General features: G+C 60.6%; 16 protein-coding genes. 11 read left to right on the top strand and 5 right to left on the bottom strand.

The features are described from left to right. The first annotated feature begins 177 nt into the window (after positions 1–177). The gene (locus BK665_RS32670) at positions 178–696 is read left to right on the top strand and encodes a glycine cleavage system transcriptional repressor (protein WP_123410579.1); all 519 of its coding nucleotides are present in this window, start codon (positions 178–180) and stop codon (positions 694–696) included. A 217-nt stretch (positions 697–913) separates the two neighbouring features. Here BK665_RS32670 and rarD read toward each other — a convergent pair whose 3' ends face one another. The 5 genes from rarD to BK665_RS32635 form a co-directional block, all read right to left on the bottom strand. Further along, positions 914–1801 (bottom strand): EamA family transporter RarD, encoded by an 888-nt coding sequence (gene rarD, locus BK665_RS32665; protein ID WP_123410578.1) that lies wholly within the window; start codon positions 1799–1801, stop codon positions 914–916. A gap of 180 nt (positions 1802–1981) precedes the next feature. Beyond that, positions 1982–2956 (bottom strand): SrkA family protein kinase, encoded by a 975-nt coding sequence (locus tag BK665_RS32655; RefSeq protein WP_054616850.1) that lies wholly within the window; start codon positions 2954–2956, stop codon positions 1982–1984. Positions 2957–3165: 209 nt separating this feature from the next. Beyond that, positions 3166–5067, bottom strand: coding sequence for a PhoX family protein (locus BK665_RS32650; protein WP_123410577.1), 1902 nt, complete (start codon positions 5065–5067; stop codon positions 3166–3168). A 58-nt stretch (positions 5068–5125) separates the two neighbouring features. Continuing rightward, complete coding sequence (locus BK665_RS32645; protein ID WP_123410576.1) at positions 5126–5890, bottom strand: TOBE domain-containing protein; 765 nt, start codon at positions 5888–5890, stop codon at positions 5126–5128. A 204-nt stretch (positions 5891–6094) separates the two neighbouring features. Continuing rightward, complete coding sequence (locus BK665_RS32635; protein ID WP_123410575.1) at positions 6095–6835, bottom strand: ComF family protein; 741 nt, start codon at positions 6833–6835, stop codon at positions 6095–6097. Between the two features lie 91 nt (positions 6836–6926). Here BK665_RS32635 and bioB point away from each other — a divergent pair, with 91 nt between their 5' ends. The 10 genes from bioB to BK665_RS32585 all read left to right on the top strand — a co-directional run bounded on the left by bioB (position 6927) and on the right by BK665_RS32585 (position 19826). After that, positions 6927–7982, top strand: a complete 1056-nt coding sequence (bioB, locus tag BK665_RS32630; protein WP_123410574.1) for a biotin synthase BioB — start codon at positions 6927–6929, stop codon at positions 7980–7982. 147 nt (positions 7983–8129) lie between these two features. Next, positions 8130–9308 (top strand): 8-amino-7-oxononanoate synthase, encoded by a 1179-nt coding sequence (gene bioF, locus BK665_RS32625; RefSeq protein WP_123410573.1) that lies wholly within the window; start codon positions 8130–8132, stop codon positions 9306–9308. Continuing rightward, a complete protein-coding gene (locus tag BK665_RS32620; protein ID WP_123410572.1) occupies positions 9301–10032 on the top strand; it encodes an alpha/beta fold hydrolase in 732 nt (243 codons plus the stop codon). Before bioF ends, BK665_RS32620 begins: the two co-directional genes overlap by 8 nt. Next, positions 10025–10837: a malonyl-ACP O-methyltransferase BioC gene (gene bioC / locus BK665_RS32615; protein WP_123410571.1), complete on the top strand. Its 813-nt coding sequence runs from the start codon at positions 10025–10027 to the stop codon at positions 10835–10837. The genes BK665_RS32620 and bioC overlap by 8 nt, the downstream gene beginning before the upstream one ends. Then, positions 10834–11514: a dethiobiotin synthase gene (bioD, locus tag BK665_RS32610; protein ID WP_123410570.1), complete on the top strand. Its 681-nt coding sequence runs from the start codon at positions 10834–10836 to the stop codon at positions 11512–11514. The genes bioC and bioD overlap by 4 nt, the downstream gene beginning before the upstream one ends. A gap of 109 nt (positions 11515–11623) precedes the next feature. After that, complete coding sequence (locus tag BK665_RS32605) at positions 11624–11920, top strand: pyrroloquinoline quinone biosynthesis protein PqqE (RefSeq protein ID WP_123410569.1); 297 nt, start codon at positions 11624–11626, stop codon at positions 11918–11920. 277 nt (positions 11921–12197) lie between these two features. Beyond that, positions 12198–14003: a phenylacyl-CoA dehydrogenase gene (locus BK665_RS32600; protein ID WP_123410568.1), complete on the top strand. Its 1806-nt coding sequence runs from the start codon at positions 12198–12200 to the stop codon at positions 14001–14003. Between the two features lie 230 nt (positions 14004–14233). Beyond that, on the top strand, positions 14234–16342 hold the full coding sequence (locus BK665_RS32595) for a cytochrome-c peroxidase (RefSeq protein WP_123410567.1): 2109 nt from the start codon (positions 14234–14236) through the stop codon (positions 16340–16342). A gap of 310 nt (positions 16343–16652) precedes the next feature. Beyond that, a complete protein-coding gene (locus BK665_RS32590) occupies positions 16653–17939 on the top strand; it encodes a GGDEF domain-containing protein (RefSeq protein WP_123410566.1) in 1287 nt (428 codons plus the stop codon). 90 nt (positions 17940–18029) lie between these two features. After that, positions 18030–19826 carry an acyl-CoA dehydrogenase C-terminal domain-containing protein gene (locus tag BK665_RS32585; RefSeq protein WP_123410565.1) on the top strand — a complete coding sequence of 599 codons (1797 nt, stop codon included), beginning with the start codon at positions 18030–18032 and terminating at the stop codon, positions 19824–19826. Positions 19827–19873: the final 47 nt, after the last annotated feature.

The raw sequence follows: 19873 nt of genomic DNA, 5'->3' as shown, positions 1-19873 counted from the left end.
CCTTAGGTAGATGCTCCTACATCATGGTCCAAAAACATTGAGCCACAACAGCCTCGCTCCTACAGGTTTTGCGCGATCCTTGTAGGAGCGAGGCTTGCCCGCGAAGGCGTCAGACGATTCAGCGCAGAACCTGCCCTTGCCTATACTTCTTTTTCTATAACAAAAGAGGACTGCGCCATGGACCACCTCGTACTCACCGTTTTCGCACCGGACAAGGCAGGGCAGGTCGAGCGCATTGCCCAATGCATCGCCGAGCACGGCGGCAACTGGCTGGAAAGCCGCATGTCGCGGATGGCCGGGCAATTCGCCGGGATTCTTCGGGTGGGTGTGCCGGCGGAAGCCTACGACGAATTGGTCGATGCCCTACAGGCGTTGTCCGCCCATGGCATTCGCGTATTGATCGCTGAAAGCGGCATCGAACAATCCTGCACCTGGAAGCCGATCGCCATGGAACTGGTGGGCAATGACCGGCCGGGAATTGTGCGCGACATCACGCGTTTGTTGAGTGAACAGGGGGTGAACCTGGAACGATTGGTCACCGAAGTGCGCCCGGCGCCGATGAGCAGTGAGCCACTGTTCCACGCCGAAGCCATTCTCGCCGTGCCGCTGACCCTGTCCCTGGACGTGCTGCAATCGCGCCTGGAAACCCTGGCCGATGACTTGATGGTTGAACTGGTGTTGCGCAGCGAACCCTGAGACAGGGTTATCCAAGTTATACGTGCACCTGCCTGTGGATAACCTGTAGAGACACCCCGCCAGGCCACGCTGGCCGGGGCTCTTCAGGATCTGATCAAAAAACCAGCAGTTTCAACAAGTTGCGCACAAACGCCGGGGATCACGCTGTGGATAACCTTGGGAAGGATTGATGCAGGCCACGAATGACGTGGCCTGTGGAGGATTGTACGTTTTCTGATCAGCTGCGCCGACGCATGCTGATCACCGCATCGACGCTGTAAACCGCCAAACCGGCCCAGATAAAGATAAACGCCACCAAGGTGCTGGGCGATAGATGTTCGTCATACAGCAGGACTGCTTGCAACAACACCAGCGTCGGCGCCAGATATTGGAGAAATCCGAGGGTGGTGTAGGGCAAATGCCGTGCGGCGGCGTTGAAACACACCAGCGGAATCAAGGTCACCGGGCCGGCCGCCACCAGCCACCAGGCTTGGGAGGTGGTCCAGAATTCCGGTTGTGCGCTACCCGCCGACGGATTGAACAGCAACCAGGCCACGGCAATCGGCACCAGCATCCAGGTTTCCACCACCAGCCCCGGCAAGGCCTTGACCGGCGCTTGCTTGCGGATCAAACCGTAGAAGCCGAAGGTCAATGCCAGCACCAGCGACACCCACGGCAAACTGCCGACCTGCCACACCTGTTGCGCCACACCCACCGCTGCCAGGCCCACCGCCAGCCACTGCATGCGCCGCAGCCGTTCGCCGAGGATCAACATTCCCAGCAGCACGTTCACCAGCGGGTTGATGTAGTAACCGAGGCTGGCTTCGAGCATGCGCCCGTTGTTCACCGACCACACGTAAGTCAGCCAGTTGGCCGCGATCAGCGTGCCGCTCAGGGCCAGGATCGCCAGGCGTTTCGGGTTGTCCCGCAACTCTTGCCACCAGCCCGGATGCTTCCAGACCATCAGCAGCAAACCGCCGAACAGCGCGGACCAGAGTACCCGGTGGATGATGATTTCTACGGCCGGCACCGATGCGATGGCCTTGAAGTAGATCGGGAACAGGCCCCAGATGATGTAGGCACTCAGGCCCAGGATGTACCCGCGACGCGGGTTGGCGGCTTGCATGCAGAATCCTTGCTTAGGCAGCTAACGAAGAGGGGGATTGTAAGGAGATTTATCAGAATGGTCGCGGACCAATAATGTGGGAGCGGGCTTGCTCGCGAAGTCGTCGGATCAGTCGACTTCGATGTTGAATGAACAACCGCTTTCGCGAGCAAGCCCGCTCCCACAGGGGATTCGTGTTTGTCAGAAGAGTTTCAGGGGTTCTTCGTTGAGTGCCGACAGTTGCTCACGCAACGCCAACACCTGATCGCCCCAATACCGCTCGCTGCCGAACCACGGGAAACTGTGGGGGAACGCCGGGTCATCCCAGCGCCGGGCCAGCCACGCGCTGTAGTGCATCAGGCGCAATGCCCGCAAAGGTTCGATCAGCGCCAATTCCCGTGGGTCGAAGTCGTGAAACTCGTTGTAGCCGTCCATCAATTCCGACAACTGCCCGAGACATTCCTGACGGTCTCCGGCGAGCATCATCCAGATGTCTTGCACCGCCGGGCCCATGCGGCAGTCGTCGAGGTCAACGATGTGGAACATTTCGTCGCGGCACATCATGTTGCCGGGGTGGCAATCGCCGTGCATGCGGATGTTCTGGTGCGGCGTGGCCTTGTAGACCTCTTCCACACGCTTGAGCAGGTCGCGGGCGACGGACTCGTAGGCCGGCAGCAGGCTCTTGGGGACGAAATTGCCTTCGAGCAACGTGTTCAGCGAATCGTGGCCGAAGTTCTTCACGCCCAGTGCTTCACGGTGCTCGAATGGCTTGGTCGCGCCGACGGCGTGCAGGCGCCCGAGCAATTGGCCCAGGCGATACAGTTGATCCAGATTGCCCGGCTCCGGCGCGCGACCGCCACGGCGAGGGAACAGGGTGAAGCGGAACCCGGCGTGTTCATGCAGGCTGGCGCCGTTGTGAATCATCGGCGCGACCACCGGCACATCGCATTCGGCGAGTTCGAAGGTGAACTGGTGTTCTTCGAGGATCGCTTCGTTGGTCCAGCGCTGCGGGCGGTAGAACTTGGCGATCAGCGGCTCGGAGTCTTCGATGCCGACTTGATAGACGCGGTTTTCGTAGCTGTTGAGCGCCAGGATGCGCGCATCGCTGAGAAAGCCGATGCTTTCGACAGCATCGAGCACGAGGTCTGGGGTGAGGGTTGCAAACGGGTGGGCCATGCTGACTCCTGCGCGCAGCAGGCTGCCGCGTCCGGCCAAGCATGGTAGCGCAGACGGGGCTTCTATAGTGGTTGGGGTTGAGATGAGTGTGGTCCGGGCGGGCGCCTTCGCGAGCAAGCCCGCTCCCACATTGGATCTCAGGTGTGTCGCAGATTGCATTCACACTGAAGATCCACTGTGGGAGCGGGCTTGCTCGCGAAGGGGGCCTATCAGGCGCCGACGACCCCGCCATCTTCCCGAGAAATTGCCATCACCGAAGACCGCGGCTTGCCATTGGGCAAATGCTCAGGGAATGTCGAACCACCGTTCTCCCCCGGATGCTGAATCCCGACAAACAACGTCTTCTGATCCGGCGAGAAGCTGATCCCCGTTACCTCACAGCCAATCGGCCCGACCATGAACCGGCGGATTTCCCCGGTCACCGGATCAGCGCAGAGCATCTGGTTATTGCCCATGCCCGCAAAATCACCGGCATTGCTCGAATCGCCATCGGTGAGGATCCACAAGCGCCCAGCCTTGTCGAAGCCCAACCCGTCCGGGCTGTTGAACATGTTCTGCGGGGTGATGTTCGACGAGCCGCCCTTCGGCGTGCCGGCATGCACGCCCGGATTACCAGCGACCACAAACAAATCCCAGGCAAAAGTTTTCGAGCCGTGATCGTCGCGGTCGGTGCGCCAGCGCAGGATCTGTCCGTAAACGTTTTTCTCCCGCGGGTTCGGCCCGCCCACCGGTTGCCCGTCTTCGCCGCGTTTGGCGTTGTTGGTCAGGGTGCAATAAACCTGGCCGTCCTTGGGACTGACGACGATCCATTCCGGGCGGTCCATGCGCGTGGCGTTGACCACGCTGGCGGCCAGGCGCGCATGAATCAGCACTTCGGCCTGGTCGGCAAAACCGCTGCTGGCGTCGATGCCATTTTTGCCGTGGGTCAGTTCAATCCACTGGCCCTGGCCTTTCGGGTGATCGGCGTTGCCGTCACCGGCGTCGAAGCGCGCCACGTACAAGGTGCCGTGGTCCAGCAGGTCGCGATTGGCTTTCGGGTTTTTGTGGTTGATCTTGTCGCGGCTGACGAATTTGTAGATGAACTCGCCGCGCTCATCGTCGCCCATGTAGACCACGGCGTGGCCGTCATGGGTTTCGGCCAGGGCGGCGTTTTCATGTTTGAAGCGACCCAAAGCCGTGCGTTTGACCGGGGTCGATTGCGGGTCGAACGGGTCGATTTCCACCACCCAACCGTGACGATTGAGTTCGTTGGGATTCTTCGCCAGATCGAATCGCGGGTCGTGTTGATGCCAGTTGATTTCTTTACTGGCGGCCACGGCGCCGTAGCGTTTCTGTGCGGCATCGAATTTTTGCTCGGCGTTGCTGCTGCCGAAGCAATCGGTGAAGTTCTCTTCGCACGTCAGATAAGTGCCCCACGGCGTCTTGCCGTTGGCGCAATTCTGGAAGGTGCCGAGGACTTTCTTGCCGTGCGGGTCGGCGCTGGTTTGGAGCAGCGCGTGACCGGCCGCCGGGCCGCTCAAGCGCAACGGCGAGTTACCGTGGATGCGTCGGTTGTAACGCGAGCCCTGGACGAATTGCCATTGGCCATTCTTGCGCTCCACTTCGATCACCGACACACCTTCGCAGGCCAGGGCCTTGCGCACCTCTTCCGCCGATTGCGGCATGCCGCCGTGGGGGTAGAGGTAACGGTAGTTGGTGTATTCGTTGTTGATCGCCATCAGCGCCCGGTCTTTTTCACCGGGAAACTCGAACAGGCTCATGCCGTCGTTGTTGTCGCCGAACTGGAGTTCCTGATGCTCGGCGCTGCCGTTGCCGCTGGGGTCGAAGGCCGGGCCGTTTTTCTGCAAGGGCTGGCCCCAACTGATCAACACCGAAGACTTGTAACCCGGCGGCAGGGTGATGGCGTCGGTGGTGGCGGCGGCAATGCTGTCAAAACCCAGCAGTTTGCTCGAGCCGGCGCTGACACTGGCGGCCAGCACGCTGCGGCTCAGCAGGTTGCCACCGAGGAACATCGCCGCACCGCAAAGGGCGCCAGCGCTGATGAAACCACGACGGCTGAGGCCGACCATTTTTTCCAGGTCGGTGGGTTGGTTTTCTTCTAATAGGCTCACATCAGGCTCCCTGCGGGTTTTTGCAGTCACCTTAAGGAGCGTTAATGAAGGTTTTGTTTCAGAGCGGCGTACCCAGCAGGACGTTGGACGGCGCGAACTGCACCAGCACCGGTCGGTCGATGCCCAGGCCCGAGGTCCTTAAATGCAGCGGCTCCGCTAGGGCGCAGAGTGTCTGGCCGTTGGGCAGGCCGATGCGCACTTCGCTGGGGCCGTCCTTGGCATCGAGAATCTGCTCGATAATGCCTTTCAGGCAATTGTTGCCAGGTGTTGCAGTCTGCTCGATGGCCAGCAATTCGAGCCATCCGGCCTTGATCAACGCGACGACTTCGGTGCCGGTTTCCAGTTCCAGGCGCAGGGTGCTGTCGTGGGTGATCTGTGCGTCGATGTTCAAACCTTCGGCCAATTCAAGGCGAATGCAGTCGTTGCGGCCCTGGGATTCGATCGCCACGACTTTGCCGTGCAATTGATTGCGCGCACTGGTGCGCAGCATCAGCCGGCCGAGCAGATTGAGGTCACTGGCGTCTTCGGCGGCTTCCAGCACCTGGGCCTGCAACACTTGCAGCTTTTGATACAGGCGCAGGACCCGTTGACCCTCTTCGGACAACTTGGCGCCACCACCGCCCTTGCCGCCGACACTGCGTTCCACCAATGGTTTTTGCGCCAGGTTGTTCAACTCGTCGATGGCGTCCCACGCCGCTTTGTAACTCAGGCCCGCCGCTTTCGCTGCGCGGGTGATCGAGCCTTGTTCGGCGATGTGTTGCAGCAGGGCGATGCGCTGCGGGCGACGGACAATGTGCTGGGACAACAATGTTGGCAGGGACATGGCAGGGGGCTTTGGGTTGTGGCAATGGGGGGACGTTGGCGGCTTGGGCTGCGGGAGTCAAGTCGGTCGCAAACCATCCAGTTGAACTCATTCCCTGTGGGAGCGGGCTTGCTCGCGAAGGCGGAGTTTCAGTCACCATCATTGTTGGATGTGCCGACGCTTTCGCGAGCAAGCCCGCTCCCACAGGGTTTTTGTGTTTTTCAGTTAAGCCATGTCGCCGGGTTTGGGGGTGCGGGCCAGGCAATAGACATCAACTCGTGCCGCACCGGCGTCCATCAACAACCGCGCCAGGGCTTGCGCGGTGGCGCCGGTGGTCAGTACGTCATCGATCAGCGCCAGATGCCGGCCTGCGACGGACGCGCCGGGCGCGAGGGCGAAGGCATTACGCAGATTTCGTTTGCGCGCTTCGGCCTTCAACTCCTGTTGGGCGCTGGTGTCCTGAATCCTCAGCAGCAGCGTTTCGTCGCAAGGAATGTCCAGGCTTTCGCTGAGCCAGCGCGCCAGCATCGCTGCCTGATTGAAACCCCGTTGGCGCAGGCGTTTGGTTGCCAGTGGCACCGGGATCAATGCGTCGGGTCGCTCCAGATCTTCATCGAAGCGATGTTGCAGGAATTGCGCGAGAAGTTCGCCGAGCAGGCGGCCAAATGGCCACTTCGCATTGTGCTTGAAGCGAGTGATCAACGTGTCCAGCGGAAAGCTGTAGGTCCAAGGCGCCGCCACTCGCTCGAAGGCCGGCGGTTGTTGCAGGCATTGGCCGCACGTCAGTCCCGATGCGGGCAGGGGCAGGGCGCAGGTCTGGCAGTGATCGCCGAGCCAGGGCAGCTCGGTTTCGCACGCCATGCAGATGGGTGTGGCGTGGTCGGCGGGCTCTGAGCAGAGCAAACAGATTTGTTCATTATTTAACCAGATGTAAACCGGTCTCTCGTATCGTGGTTGACAGCGCATCGCTCTTCCTTAAATATGCCGAACATCCGTGTCGCGCCTGTGGGTATTCCATTCCCCGGTCGCTTGCCAAGCATAAATCAAGGAAACGCCCATGAGCGCCAGCACCTCTGCAACCCTGCGTCATGACTGGTCTTTGGCTGAAGTCAAAGCACTCTTCGTTCAGCCATTCAACGACCTGTTGTTCCAGGCGCAGACCGTGCACCGTGCGCATTTCGACGCCAACCGGGTCCAGGTCTCGACGCTGCTGTCGATCAAAACCGGCGCCTGCCCGGAAGATTGCAAATATTGTCCGCAGTCCGGTCACTACAACACCGGCCTGGAAAAAGAAAAACTGATGGAAGTGCAGAAGGTCCTCGAAGAGGCCGCTCGCGCCAAGGCCATCGGTTCGACCCGTTTCTGCATGGGCGCGGCGTGGAAACATCCGTCAGCCAAAGACATGCCCTACGTGCTGGAAATGGTCAAAGGCGTGAAAGCCCTGGGCCTGGAAACCTGCATGACCCTCGGTCGTCTCGACCAGGACCAGACCGTTGCGCTGGCCGACGCCGGCCTCGACTACTACAACCACAACCTCGACACCTCGCCGGAGTTCTACGGCAGCATCATCACCACCCGCACCTACGGCGAGCGCCTGCAAACCCTGGCCTACGTGCGGGAATCGGGGATGAAGATCTGTTCCGGCGGCATCCTCGGCATGGGCGAGTCCCTCGACGACCGCGCCAACCTGCTGATCCAGTTGGCCAACCTGCCGGAGCATCCGGAGTCGGTGCCGATCAACATGCTGGTGAAAGTCGCCGGTACGCCGCTGGAAAACGCCGACGACATCGACCCGTTCGACTTTATCCGCATGCTCGCCGTCGCCCGCATCCTGATGCCGCAATCCCACGTGCGCCTGTCCGCCGGCCGCGAAGCGATGAACGAGCAGATGCAGGCCCTGGCGTTCTTCGCCGGTGCCAACTCGATTTTCTACGGCGACAAGCTGTTGACCACTGCTAACCCGCAGGCTGACAAGGATATGCAACTGTTCGGGCGTCTGGGGATCCTGCCGGAAGCGCGGGAAGAGCATGCCGATGAAGTGCATCAGGCCGCTATCGAACAGGCGTTGGTTGAGCAGAAGAGCAGCGAGCAGTTCTATAACGCTGCTGTTTGACCCGACACAAATCCAATGTGGGAGCGGGCTTGCTCGCGAAAGCGGTATGACATTCAACATGGATGTCGACTGTGCTGACGCCTTCGCGAGCAAGCCCGCTCCCACATTGGGACTGGGTGCATACCCATATTGATCTTCGAGGCCTGCATGTCTTTCGATCTCGCCGCACGCCTTGCTGCCCGCCGTGCCGAAAATCTCTACCGCCAACGCCCGCTGCTCGAAAGCCCTCAAGGCCCGGAAGTGGTGGTCGATGGCCAGCCATTGCTGGCGTTTTGTAACAACGATTACCTGGGCCTGGCCAATCACCCGCAAGTGATCGAAGCCTGGCGCGCCGGTGCGTCCCGTTGGGGCGTTGGCGGCGGGGCTTCGCATTTGGTTATCGGTCACAGCACACCCCATCACAAGTTGGAAGAAGCGCTGGCCGATCTCACTGGTCGCCCCCGTGCGCTGCTGTTCACCACCGGTTACATGGCCAATCTTGGCGCCGTCACCGCGCTGGTCGGGCAGGGCGATACGGTGCTGGAAGACCGGCTCAATCACGCGTCGTTGCTCGATGCGGGTCTGTTGTCCGGGGCGCGTTTCAATCGCTATCTGCATAACGACGCCGAGAGTCTGGCCAAGCGTCTGGAGAAAGCCACCGGCAATACGCTGGTGGTCACCGACGGCGTGTTCAGCATGGACGGCGATATCGCCGACCTGCCGGCGCTGGCCCGGGAAGCCAAGGCCAAAGGCGCGTGGCTGATGGTCGACGACGCCCACGGTTTTGGTCCGCTGGGTGCCAACGGTGGCGGGATTGTCGAGCACTTCGGCTTGAGCCAGGAGGACGTGCCGGTATTGGTCGGCACCCTCGGCAAGGCGTTCGGCACCGCCGGTGCGTTTGTAGCGGGCAGCGAAGAGTTGATCGAGAGCCTGATCCAGTTCGCCCGTCCCTACATCTACACCACCAGCCAACCGCCGGCCCTGGCCTGCGCCACGTTGAAAAGTCTCGAATTGTTGCGCAGCGAGCATTGGCGGCGCGAGCACCTCAACGTGCTGATCCGTCAATTTCGTCGAGGCGCCGAGCAGATCGGCCTGCAACTCATGGACAGCTTCACTCCGATCCAACCGATCATGATTGGCGATGCCGGCCGCGCAGTTCGGCTGTCGCAAATGCTGCGCGAGCGCGGCCTGATGGTGACCGCGATCCGCCCGCCCACCGTGCCGGCCGGCAGCGCACGCCTGCGGGTGACACTGACCGCTGCCCACAGCGAGGCGCAGGTGCAGCTATTGTTAAATGGACTGGCCGACTGTTTTGCACAACTGGGACCGGAGCCAAGCCATGCGTGATCGTCTGATTCTGCTGCCCGGCTGGGGCCTCGGGATTTCGCCGCTGGAACCGTTGGCGGCGGCGTTGCGAGGACTGGACGAGCACCTGCGGGTCGAAATCGAGCCGTTGCCGGAACTGGAATCGGGCGACCTGGAAGAATGGCTCGATGAGCTGGATTCGACCGTGCCCCAGGATGCCTGGCTCGGTGGCTGGTCGCTGGGTGGCATGCTCGCCTCGGAATTGGCGGCGCGGCGCGGTGATCGCTGCTGCGGTTTGCTGACCCTGGCGAGCAACCCTTCGTTTGTCGCCCATGAGCAATGGCCGAGCGCGATGCCCGGCGAGACCTTCGATGCTTTCCTCGCAGGTTGCAGCGCCGATCCGCGCATGACCCTGAAACGCTTTTCGCTGCTTTGCGCCCAGGGAGCCGAAGACCCGCGAGGCCTGTCGCGGTTGATGCTCGGCGGCGCGCCGCACACCTCGACGCCGGTCTTGATGGCGGGCCTGGAAGTGCTCGCGCAACTGGATACCCGGCAAGCGCTACAGGCGTTTCGTGGCCCACAACTGCATCTGTTCGCCGGCCTCGACGGACTGGTCCCGGCCGAAGCGGCGGGGGACTTGTTGGCGTTGCTGCCGGATGTCGAAATCGGCCTGATCGAACAGGCCAGCCACGGGTTCCTTCTGGAAGACCCCCACGGTGTGGCGGGGGCGATTCAGGCTTTTTTGCATGAGTCCGGTGATGACTGATTTATCCCTTCCCAAACTGCCCGGTGGCTTGCCCGACAAGCGCCAGGTAGCCGCCTCTTTTTCCCGTGCGGCGGCGAGCTACGACAGCGTGGCTGAATTGCAACGGGATGTTGGTCGCGAGTTGTTGCGCCGGTTGCCCGATGGTTTTGTGCCGGGGCGATGGCTGGACCTGGGCTGTGGCACCGGGCATTTCAGCCGTGCGCTGGGCGAGCGTTTTGCGGTGAGTCACGGCGTGGCACTGGACATCGCCGAGGGCATGCTCAATCACGCCCGGCCCTTGGGCGGCGCCACGTACTTCATTGCTGGCGATGCCGAACGCTTGCCGTTGCAGGATTCGACCTGTGACCTGATCTTCTCCAGCCTGGCGGTGCAGTGGTGTTCGGACTTTGCCTCGGTGCTCAGCGAGGCGAATCGGGCATTGAAACCCGGCGGAATTTTCGCGTTTGCTAGTCTGTGTGTCGGCACGCTGTACGAATTGCGCGATAGCTGGCGTGAAGTGGATGGCATGGTGCACGTCAATCGCTTCCGCGAGTTCGCGGCTTATCAACAGCTGTGCGCGGCCAGTGGCTTGCAGGTCGTCAGCCTGGAGAACCGTCCCCATGTGTTGCATTACCCGGACGTGCGCAGCCTGACCCATGAACTCAAGGCGTTGGGTGCGCATAACTTGAACCCCGGTCGGCCGGGTGGTTTGACTGGCCGGGCAAGGATCCTCGGCTTGATCGAGGCGTATGAGCAGTTTCGTCAGGCACAAGGACTGCCGGCGACTTATCAAGTGGTTTATGCCGTGTTGGAGAAACCCTTATGAGCGCAGCCTATTTCATCACCGGCACCGACACTGACGTCGGCAAGACCACCGTCGCCGCCGGTTTGCTGCATGCCGCACGGTCGGCGGGCCTGAGCACGGCGGCGGGTAAACCGGTGGCCTCCGGTTGCGAGGTCACGCCCAAAGGCCTGCGCAACGCCGATGCACTGGCGTTGTTGGCGGAGTGTTCGCTGCCGCTGACGTATGCACAGGTCAATCCAGTGGCGTTCGAACCGGCGATTGCGCCGCATCTGGCCGCTCGGGAGGCGGGTATTGCGCTGACGGTGCAATCCTTGTTGACGCCGATGCGCGAGATTCTGGATATGAAAGCGGATTTCACCCTGATCGAGGGGGCTGGCGGCTGGCGCGTGCCGTTGGCGGATCAGGATAATCTTTCGGATTTGGCGATGGCACTGGGTCTGCCGGTGATTCTGGTGGTGGGCGTGCGTCTGGGGTGCATCAACCATGCGCTGCTGACGGCGGAAGCGATTGCCAACGATGGCCTGCAATTGGCGGGATGGGTCGCCAACATCATCGAGCCGAAGACCTCGCGGCTGGAGGAGAACCTCGCCACCCTGGCTGAGCGGATACCCGCGCCGTGCCTGGGTCGGGTGCCGAAACTCAAGTCGCTGACGGCGGAGGCGGTGGCCGAGCATCTGCAACTGGACCTGCTCGATTAATGTTTTTGCCTATGACGCGGCACTGTGCCATTAGTGTTTTTGTCGGGTGTTTTGCTTGCGCGTCTGCTTCAATGGCCGCTGTTGATCCTTTGTAAGGACGAGTTCTCCCATGGAAATCTCAGGAAGCACCGCTTTTTATGCCGGTCTGAGCACTATTCAGACCGGGCAGAACCGTGTCGATCAGGCCGCCGGCCAGATCGCCAATACCGTCATTGATCATTCGCAGAAGAGCCAATCTTCCGAGGCTCAGGTCGATCGCCTGCGTTCCGTGGACCGCAGCCAGCAATCGGACGTGGCCAGCAGTGTGGTCGAAATGTCCCAGGGCAAGTTTCAGGTAGAGCTGGGGGCGAAAGTCGCCAAGGCTTCCGATGAAATGCTCGGTACGTTGATTGATACCTACGCTTGATCAATTGCTGAATCTGCTCCCCCAACGCCGCGAATCTTCGCGGCGTTTTTCTGCGTAAGTCCTTCTCCCTCAACTAATCTTTCCTGCATCACTTGTTGTTCTTTGGACGGCGGTGCGCGGCTGTGTGGCCGTTATGCGCAGGGCATGATGACGAACGGCAAAAGATCGGCGCTTGACAAGATTTAGGCGTAAACGTATGTTTCAAACAACTGTTTGACCGTCACAACAAATCAACACGGTCGTTCATTCCCGGTTACATCAGCAGAGGTTTATCGCTATGCCTGACTACAAGGCCCCCTTGCGTGATATTCGCTTCGTTCGTGACGAACTGCTCGGCTACGAAGCGCACTATCAGAGCCTTCCGGCTTGCGCAGACGCAACTCCGGACATGGTTGACGCCATTCTCGAAGAAGGCGCCAAGTTTTGTGAGCAGGTGCTGGCACCGCTGAACCGCGTGGGTGACACCGAAGGCTGCACCTGGAGCGAGTCCGGCGTTAAAACCCCGACTGGCTTCAAAGAAGCCTATAAGCAATTCGTTGAAGGCGGCTGGCCAAGCCTGGCCCACGACGTGGAACACGGTGGCCAAGGCCTGCCAGAGTCCCTGGGTCTGGCGGTCAGCGAAATGGTTGGCGAAGCCAACTGGTCGTGGGGCATGTACCCAGGCCTGTCCCATGGCGCGATGAACACCATCTCCGAGCACGGTACGCCTGAGCAGCAAGAGGCTTACCTGACCAAACTGGTTTCCGGCGAATGGACCGGCACCATGTGCCTGACCGAGCCGCACTGCGGCACCGACCTGGGCATGTTGCGCACCAAGGCTGAACCTCAGGCCGACGGTTCCTACAAAGTCTCCGGCACCAAGATCTTCATCTCGGCCGGTGAACACGACATGGCCGATAACATCGTCCACATCGTACTGGCCCGCCTGCCGGATGCACCGGCTGGCACCAAAGGCATCTCGCTGTTTATCGTTCCCAAGTTCATGCCGAACGCAGACGGTTCGATCGGCGCTCGCAACGCCGTGACCTGTGGTTCCCTGGAACACAAAATGGGCATCCACGGTAACGCCACTTGCGTGATGAACTTCGACGGGGCCACCGGTTTCCTGATCGGCCCGGCGAACAAAGGCCTGAACTGCATGTTCACCTTTATGAACACCGCTCGCCTGGGCACCGCGCTGCAAGGTCTGGCTCACGCCGAGATCGGCTTCCAGGGCGGCCTGAAATACGCTCGCGATCGTCTGCAAATGCGTTCCCTGACTGGCCCGAAAGCGCCGGAAAAAGCCGCTGACCCGATCATCGTGCACCCAGACGTACGCCGCATGCTGTTGACCATGAAGGCGTTCGCCGAAGGCAACCGTGCGATGGTTTACTTCACCGCCAAACAGGTCGACATCGTCAAGTACGGCGTGGACGAAGAAGAGAAGAAGAAAGCCGACGCACTGCTGGCCTTCATGACTCCAATCGCCAAAGCCTTTATGACTGAAGTCGGTTTCGAATCCGCTAACCACGGCGTGCAAATCTACGGTGGTCACGGTTTCATCGCCGAGTGGGGCATGGAGCAGAACGTTCGCGACAGCCGCATTTCGATGCTGTACGAAGGCACCACCGGTATCCAGGCTCTCGACCTGCTGGGCCGCAAAGTGCTGATGACTCAAGGCGAGGCCCTGAAAAGCTTCACCAAGATCGTCCACAAGTTCTGCCAGACCAACGAAGGCAACGAAGCCGTCAAAGAGTTCGTCGAGCCATTGGCTGCGTTGAACAAAGAGTGGGGCGAACTGACCATGAAGGTCGGCATGGCCGCCATGAAAGATCGCGAAGAAGTCGGCGCGGCCTCCGTGGACTACCTGATGTACTCCGGTTACGCCTGCCTGGCCTACTTCTGGGCTGACATGGCACGCCTGGCCGCCGAAAAACTGGCTGCCGGCACCACCGAAGAGGCGTTCTACACCGCCAAGCTGCAGACTGCGCGCTTCTACTTCCAGCGCATCCTGCCGCGTACACGCACTCACGTAGTGACCATGCTGTCGGGCGCCAACAACCTGATGGACATGAAAGAAGAAGACTTCGCACTGGGTTACTAAGCCTTAGCGCAGTCCAATAAAAGAGCCGCCGCTCCTTCGGGAGTGGCGGCTTTTTTTTGCCTTGAATTCGAGCCCCCATTGTTGGGGCCCATTCCCCGGTATTAATACCCGGAAATAAGGGGATTGACCGGGTCAACGCCCGGCAGATGGGCCTGTAACGTACTGGCAGATTAATTGCAAAACCGCTGACAACCACAAATTGAATCGACAGTGTCGTCAGGGTGAAGCGCATGAACATCGTTCGAAGGGTTCGTTTGGCCTGCCTGTTCGCGCTGTCCGTACAGAGTGCGCTTGCCGCTACAGCGCCAGAAGTCGATCCACCCCTGCCGGAAGTCCCCACCCTGCAATCACTGCGCGGCATGACGCCACCGGATCCCTCGGGAACCGAAGGCGGGCGCAAGGTCGATTTGATGACCGACTACGTGCTCAACCGCTCAGCAGCCATCCTGTTAGGCAAAGCGCTGTTCTGGGACATGGAGATCGGCAGCGATGGCTCGACTGCTTGCGCGTCCTGCCACTTTCACGCGGGTGTCGATCACCGGATCACCAACCAGATCAACCCTGGCCAGGCGCACACCAATGCCAACGTCGCCTCGATCTTCAACAAGCCGTTTGTGGCGTCCGACATTCCGGGCGATGTGGCCTCTTACCTGACCAAATCCGGCGGCAAGGGCGGCCCGAACTACACGCTGAAGAAAACCGACTTCCCGACTCATGTGCTGGCCAATCCACTGGATCGCAATTCGCCGATCCTCTATTCCACCGACGACGTGATCGGCTCCCAAGGCGTGTTCGACGCCAACTTCGTCAAACCGCACCAACCGCGCTTCGACAAGTGCACCCAGCAGCCTGACGGGATCTTCCAGGTGGGCGGCATCAACGTCCGCCGCAGCACCGGGCGTAACGCGCCGACGGTGATCAACGCCGCTTTTAACGTGCGAAATTTCTGGGATGGTCGTGCGAACAACGTGTTCAACGGCTTCTCGCCGTTCGGCAATCGTGATCCTGATGCGGGGATTTTCGTCACCGGCGAGCGCGGCGGTGTGGCGACCAAGGTGCGGCTTGCACTCAACGATGCCTCGGCAGCTTCGCAGGCCGTGGGGCCTCCCGGCAGTCCGGTGGAAATGTCCTGCGGCGGGCGTACGTTTGCGGACATTGGCCGGCGCATGCTCGACACGCTGATGCTCAAGCAACAACGGATTTCCTCGACCGATTCGGTGCTGGCCTCCGTGTCTGGAGCGCGCCGGCCAACCTATCGCGAACTGATCAAGGCTGCGTTCCAGCCACGTTTGTGGAATGCCACGCAACAGGTGCTGCTGGGCGATGCGCCGTACACCCAGATGGAGGCCAACTTCCCGCTGTTTTTCGGGCTTGCCATCCAAATGTACGAATCCACCCTGATCTCGGATAAGGCTCCGCTGGACGCCTACTTGCAGGGCGATCATTCGGCCATGAATGCCCAGCAGGTCGAAGGCATGAACCTGTTCCTGGGCAAGGGCAAATGCGTCAGTTGCCATGGCGGCGCGGAGCTGACCAACGCCGGCAGCCGCTTGCTGTTCCATCCCCGCGAGCGCATCGAGCGCATGGTGATGGCCGATAACCTCACCACGCTTTATGACAACGGCTTCTACAACACAGGTGTGCGGCCGACGTCGGAAGATTTGGCTTTGGGCGGTTCGGACGCGTGGGGCAATCCTTTGTCCTTCACCCGGGAGTACAACACCCTACTGCAAGGCGCGAAGGTGCCTGACCCGCTGGATGTCGATGTCTGCACCTTCGAAGCGCCCTTGAGTGCGGCATTGCCTTGCGACGCGACGCTCAAGCCCAACGTCGGTTTCCGCGATGCCGTGGATGGCGCGTTCAAGACACCGACGCTGCGCAACATCGCGCTGACCGGGCCGTATTTCCACAATGGCAGCCGGGCGACGCTGAAGCAGGTCATGGAGTTTTACAACCGTGGCGGCGACCGGCGCGGCGAGGATGCGAGTAATACCAGTGGCTTTGAACATCCGTCGGCGAACCAGCACAACGCTTCGAACCTTGATCCGGACATGACTTCGCTGAACCTGACCCCTGAGGAAGTCGATGCGCTGGTCAAGTTCATGGAAGTCGGGTTGACCGATCCGCGCGTGGCCTGGGAGCAGGCGCCGTTCGATCATCCGTCGCTGGTCATTCCCCAGGGCCATGTTGGTGACGAAAACGCCGTAACGGCACGGCCCGTCAGTCCGAAGATCTCGACCCGGCAGGCGCTCGATGCTCCGATTGCGCTCAAGCCGATTGGTGCGGAAGGACGCGCCGCGACTGAGGGGCCATTGCAGCCGTTCTATAACGATCTCTGAACCGTCGAGTATCTATGGCGAGGAAGCTTTTGTGGCGAGGGAGCTTGCTCCCGCTGGGTCGCGAAGCGGCCCCCCTTTCATCAGAAGAACCCAGTCGACAGGTTCAACGACTGCTTCGCAGCCGGACGGGAGCAAGCTCCCTCGCCACAGGTTGTGTGTCGCATTAAAAAACCTCAGCAATTGACTCAGATACTCGGCATTTCTGCCGTTAAAGAGACGTTCACGTGACCTGCATCACATTTCGTGTGCTTAATTGCGTGCATTGCAGGCACAATGCCATCAATTGCTATGCCGGGTCGGAGCTTTACCCTTGCCACGTTCTTCCGCTGTACGTTTCAGTCATTTCCTGCCCTCACTGCTGCTGTTGCTCGCTGGGCTTTCGGCTGCGTACATCAAGGATCTCAACGTCTTCTTCACCTCGCTGTTCAACGTGCTGCCGACTTTGGTGCTGTTGCTCGGCGGTGCGTATTGCGCGGTTTACCGACGCCAGCGCGAACTTTTTCTGATGGTCACGGTGTACACCGCCTACTTTTTGCTCGACACCCAGACCGACTATTACCGCGACAACGGCAAGGTCCGCGAAGACGCGGCGGTGGTGTTCCATCTCTGCTGCCTGCTGCTGCCCTTGCTGTTCGGCCTGTTCGCGGCGTGGCAGGAGCGCACCCACCTGTTCCAGGACATGGTGGCGCGCTTTGCCGTGTTGCTGGCGTTCGGCAGCGTGGCGCTGGGCATTGAGCAAAGTTACCCACAGGCGCTGCTGATGTGGCTGTCGGAGATCCGTTGGCCAGCCTTGCATGGCGCGTGGATGAGCCTGATCCAGTTGTCCTATCCGGTGTTCATCGCTTCGTTCGTGCTGCTGACCTGGCAATACTGGCGCAACCCGAGGCCTTTGCATGCCGCGCAACTGGTGGGTTTGCTGGGGTTGTTCTGGATGTTGCCGAAAACCTTCATCCTGCCGTTCACCCTGAACATCATGTGCAGCCAGGTGATGTTGATGATTGCCGCAGCCGTTGCCCACGAAGCCTATCAAATGGCCTTCCGCGACGAACTCACCGGCCTGCCCGGGCGCCGCGCCTTGAACGAACGCATGCAGCGCCTGGGGCGCAATTACGTGCTGGCCATGAGCGACGTCGATCACTTCAAGAAATTCAACGACACCCACGGCCACGATGTCGGCGATCAGGTGTTGCGACTGGTCGCCAGCAAGCTGTCGAAAATCAGCGGTGGCGGTAGGGCGTATCGCTACGGTGGCGAGGAATTCGCCCTGGTGTTCGCGGGCAAGACGCTGGAAGAGTGCATGCCGCACCTGGAAGTCATCCGCGAATCGATTGCGTCCTACAACATTCAATTGCGTAATCCGGACCGGCCTCAGGACGACCAGCAAGGTCGCCAGCGCCGGGCCGGTTCAGGCGCGTCGAGTGTGTCGGTGACGGTCAGCATCGGCGTCGCCGAACGTCTGGAGCAACGCACGCCGGAACAAGTGCTCAAGTCCGCGGACGAAGCGCTCTACAGCGCCAAGGGTGCCGGACGCAACTGCGTGGTGGCGTACGGTCAAAGTCGTCGTGGCGCGATACGCATGGACGCCGCTGCGGGTTGAGTGATGACGGCGCATTCAGCGTCTGGACTGTGATTGTGAGGCGTGGTGCGCGGCAGTAGGTTTGAGGAATCTGCCGCCGGAGAAACGACCATGCCTGAGTACAAAGCTCCCCTGCGCGACATGCGCTTCCTGATCGACCACGTCTTCGACTTTCACAGCAACTACGCCGCACTGGGCGCCACTGATGCCAGCCCGGACATGGTCAACGCGATCCTCGAAGAAGGCGCGAAATTCTGTGAGAACGTCCTGGCACCGCTCAATCGCAGCGGTGACGAAGAAGGCTGCCATTTCGACAATGGCGTGGTGACAACGCCTACAGGCTTCAAGCAAGCCTTCGCACAATACGTTGAGGCAGGCTGGCATGGTCTGGCGGCGGATCCGGTATACGGCGGCCAGGGTTTACCGAGCTCGCTGGGCCTGGTCATCAGCGAGATGATCGCGTCCAGCAACACGTCCTGGGGCATGTACCCAGGCCTGACCCACGGCGCAATGTCAGCGATCCACGCCCACGGCACCGAAGAACAAAAACAGACCTACCTGAGCAAACTCACAGCAGGCCAATGGACCGGCACCATGTGCCTGACCGAAGCCCATTGCGGCACCGACCTGGGCATTATCAAGACCCGCGCCGTGCCCCAGGCCGATGGCAGTTACGCGATTTCCGGCAGCAAGATTTTCATCTCCGCCGGCGAACACGACATGAGTGACAACATCATTCATCTGGTGTTGGCAAAACTGCCGGACGCGCCGGCCGGGACCAAGGGCATTTCGCTGTTTATCGTGCCCAAATTCCTACCCGATGCTGACGGCGAAGCGGGCGAGCGCAACGGCGTTTCCTGCGGCTCCATCGAACACAAAATGGGCATCAAGGCTTCGGCCACCTGCGTGCTCAATTTCGACGACGCCAAGGGCTATTTGATTGGTGAAGCGAACAAGGGCCTGAACTGCATGTTCACCATGATGAACCACGCACGCCTCGGCACGGGCATGCAAGGGTTATGTCTGGGCGAAGCGAGCTTCCAAGGCGCGATCAAGTACGCCAACGATCGTTTGCAAATGCGTTCGCTGACCGGCCCTAAAGCCCCGGAAAAAGTCGCTGACCCGATCATCGTGCATCCGGATGTGCGGCGAATGTTGCTGACCATGAAGGCCTTCAACGAAGGCAACCGGGCGCTGACCTATTTCACCGCGCAGTTGCTGGATGTTGCGCATTTAAGTGCGGATGCAACGGCGCGCCAGGAGGCCGAGGACTTGTTGGCGTTTCTCACGCCGATCTGCAAAGCCTTCATGACCGACACCGGCCTGGAAGTGACCAACCACGGCATGCAGGTGTTTGGCGGTCACGGCTTCATCCGCGAGTGGGGCATGGAGCAGCTGGTGCGCGACTGTCGGATTGCGCCGATCTACGAGGGCACCAATGGCATTCAGGCGCTGGATCTGCTGGGGCGCAAAGTCCTCGGCAGCCAGGGCAAGCTGCTGCGTGGCTTCACCAAAATCGTCCACAAGCTCTGCGCGGCCAACGCCGAGCATCCGCAGTTGGGTAGCTTCGTGGCGCAGCTCAACGAGTTGAATCAGCAGTGGGGCGAGGTGACGACGAAAATCGGCATGGCCGCGATGAAAAATCCGGATGAAGTCGGCGCGGCGTCGGTGGATTACTTGATGTACAGCGGTTACATCATCCTCGGCTATCTGTGGTTGCGTATGGCGCTGGTGGCTCAGGCGCAGTTGGAGGCGGGCAGCGGTGATGCGGATTATTTGCGCGGCAAACTGGCGACCTGCGAGTTCTATTTCAAGCGATTGCTGCCACGCACCGCCGCTCATCGGGCGGCGATCGAGGCGGGGAGTGATTGCCTGATGAAGCTGCCGGCGGAGTTGTTTGCGCTCTGAGACGTCGGTTTAAAAGCTTCGCGGGCAAGCCTCGCTCCTACATGTTC

This window comes from Pseudomonas frederiksbergensis (genome assembly GCF_003732665.1).
Taxonomy (GTDB): Bacteria; Pseudomonadota; Gammaproteobacteria; order Pseudomonadales; family Pseudomonadaceae; genus Aquipseudomonas; species Aquipseudomonas frederiksbergensis_G.
Note: the sequence above shows the minus strand (reverse complement) of the source record. Positions and strands in the feature narration are given on the sequence as shown.

What these genes read in the sequence shown, in the direction of transcription:
- BK665_RS32670 (WP_123410579.1), top strand. Translation starts at nt 178, where the DNA reads ATGGACCACCTCGTACTCACCGTTTTCGCACCGGACAAGGCAGGGCAG.
- rarD (WP_123410578.1), bottom strand. Translation starts at nt 1,801, where the DNA reads ATGCAAGCCGCCAACCCGCGTCGCGGGTACATCCTGGGCCTGAGTGCC.
- BK665_RS32655 (WP_054616850.1), bottom strand. Translation starts at nt 2,956, where the DNA reads ATGGCCCACCCGTTTGCAACCCTCACCCCAGACCTCGTGCTCGATGCT.
- BK665_RS32645 (WP_123410576.1), bottom strand. Translation starts at nt 5,890, where the DNA reads ATGTCCCTGCCAACATTGTTGTCCCAGCACATTGTCCGTCGCCCGCAG.
- BK665_RS32635 (WP_123410575.1), bottom strand. Translation starts at nt 6,835, where the DNA reads ATGCGCTGTCAACCACGATACGAGAGACCGGTTTACATCTGGTTAAAT.
- bioB (WP_123410574.1), top strand. Translation starts at nt 6,927, where the DNA reads ATGAGCGCCAGCACCTCTGCAACCCTGCGTCATGACTGGTCTTTGGCT.
- bioF (WP_123410573.1), top strand. Translation starts at nt 8,130, where the DNA reads ATGTCTTTCGATCTCGCCGCACGCCTTGCTGCCCGCCGTGCCGAAAAT.
- BK665_RS32620 (WP_123410572.1), top strand. Translation starts at nt 9,301, where the DNA reads ATGCGTGATCGTCTGATTCTGCTGCCCGGCTGGGGCCTCGGGATTTCG.
- bioC (WP_123410571.1), top strand. Translation starts at nt 10,025, where the DNA reads ATGACTGATTTATCCCTTCCCAAACTGCCCGGTGGCTTGCCCGACAAG.
- bioD (WP_123410570.1), top strand. Translation starts at nt 10,834, where the DNA reads ATGAGCGCAGCCTATTTCATCACCGGCACCGACACTGACGTCGGCAAG.
- BK665_RS32605 (WP_123410569.1), top strand. Translation starts at nt 11,624, where the DNA reads ATGGAAATCTCAGGAAGCACCGCTTTTTATGCCGGTCTGAGCACTATT.
- BK665_RS32600 (WP_123410568.1), top strand. Translation starts at nt 12,198, where the DNA reads ATGCCTGACTACAAGGCCCCCTTGCGTGATATTCGCTTCGTTCGTGAC.
- BK665_RS32595 (WP_123410567.1), top strand. Translation starts at nt 14,234, where the DNA reads ATGAACATCGTTCGAAGGGTTCGTTTGGCCTGCCTGTTCGCGCTGTCC.
- BK665_RS32585 (WP_123410565.1), top strand. Translation starts at nt 18,030, where the DNA reads ATGCCTGAGTACAAAGCTCCCCTGCGCGACATGCGCTTCCTGATCGAC.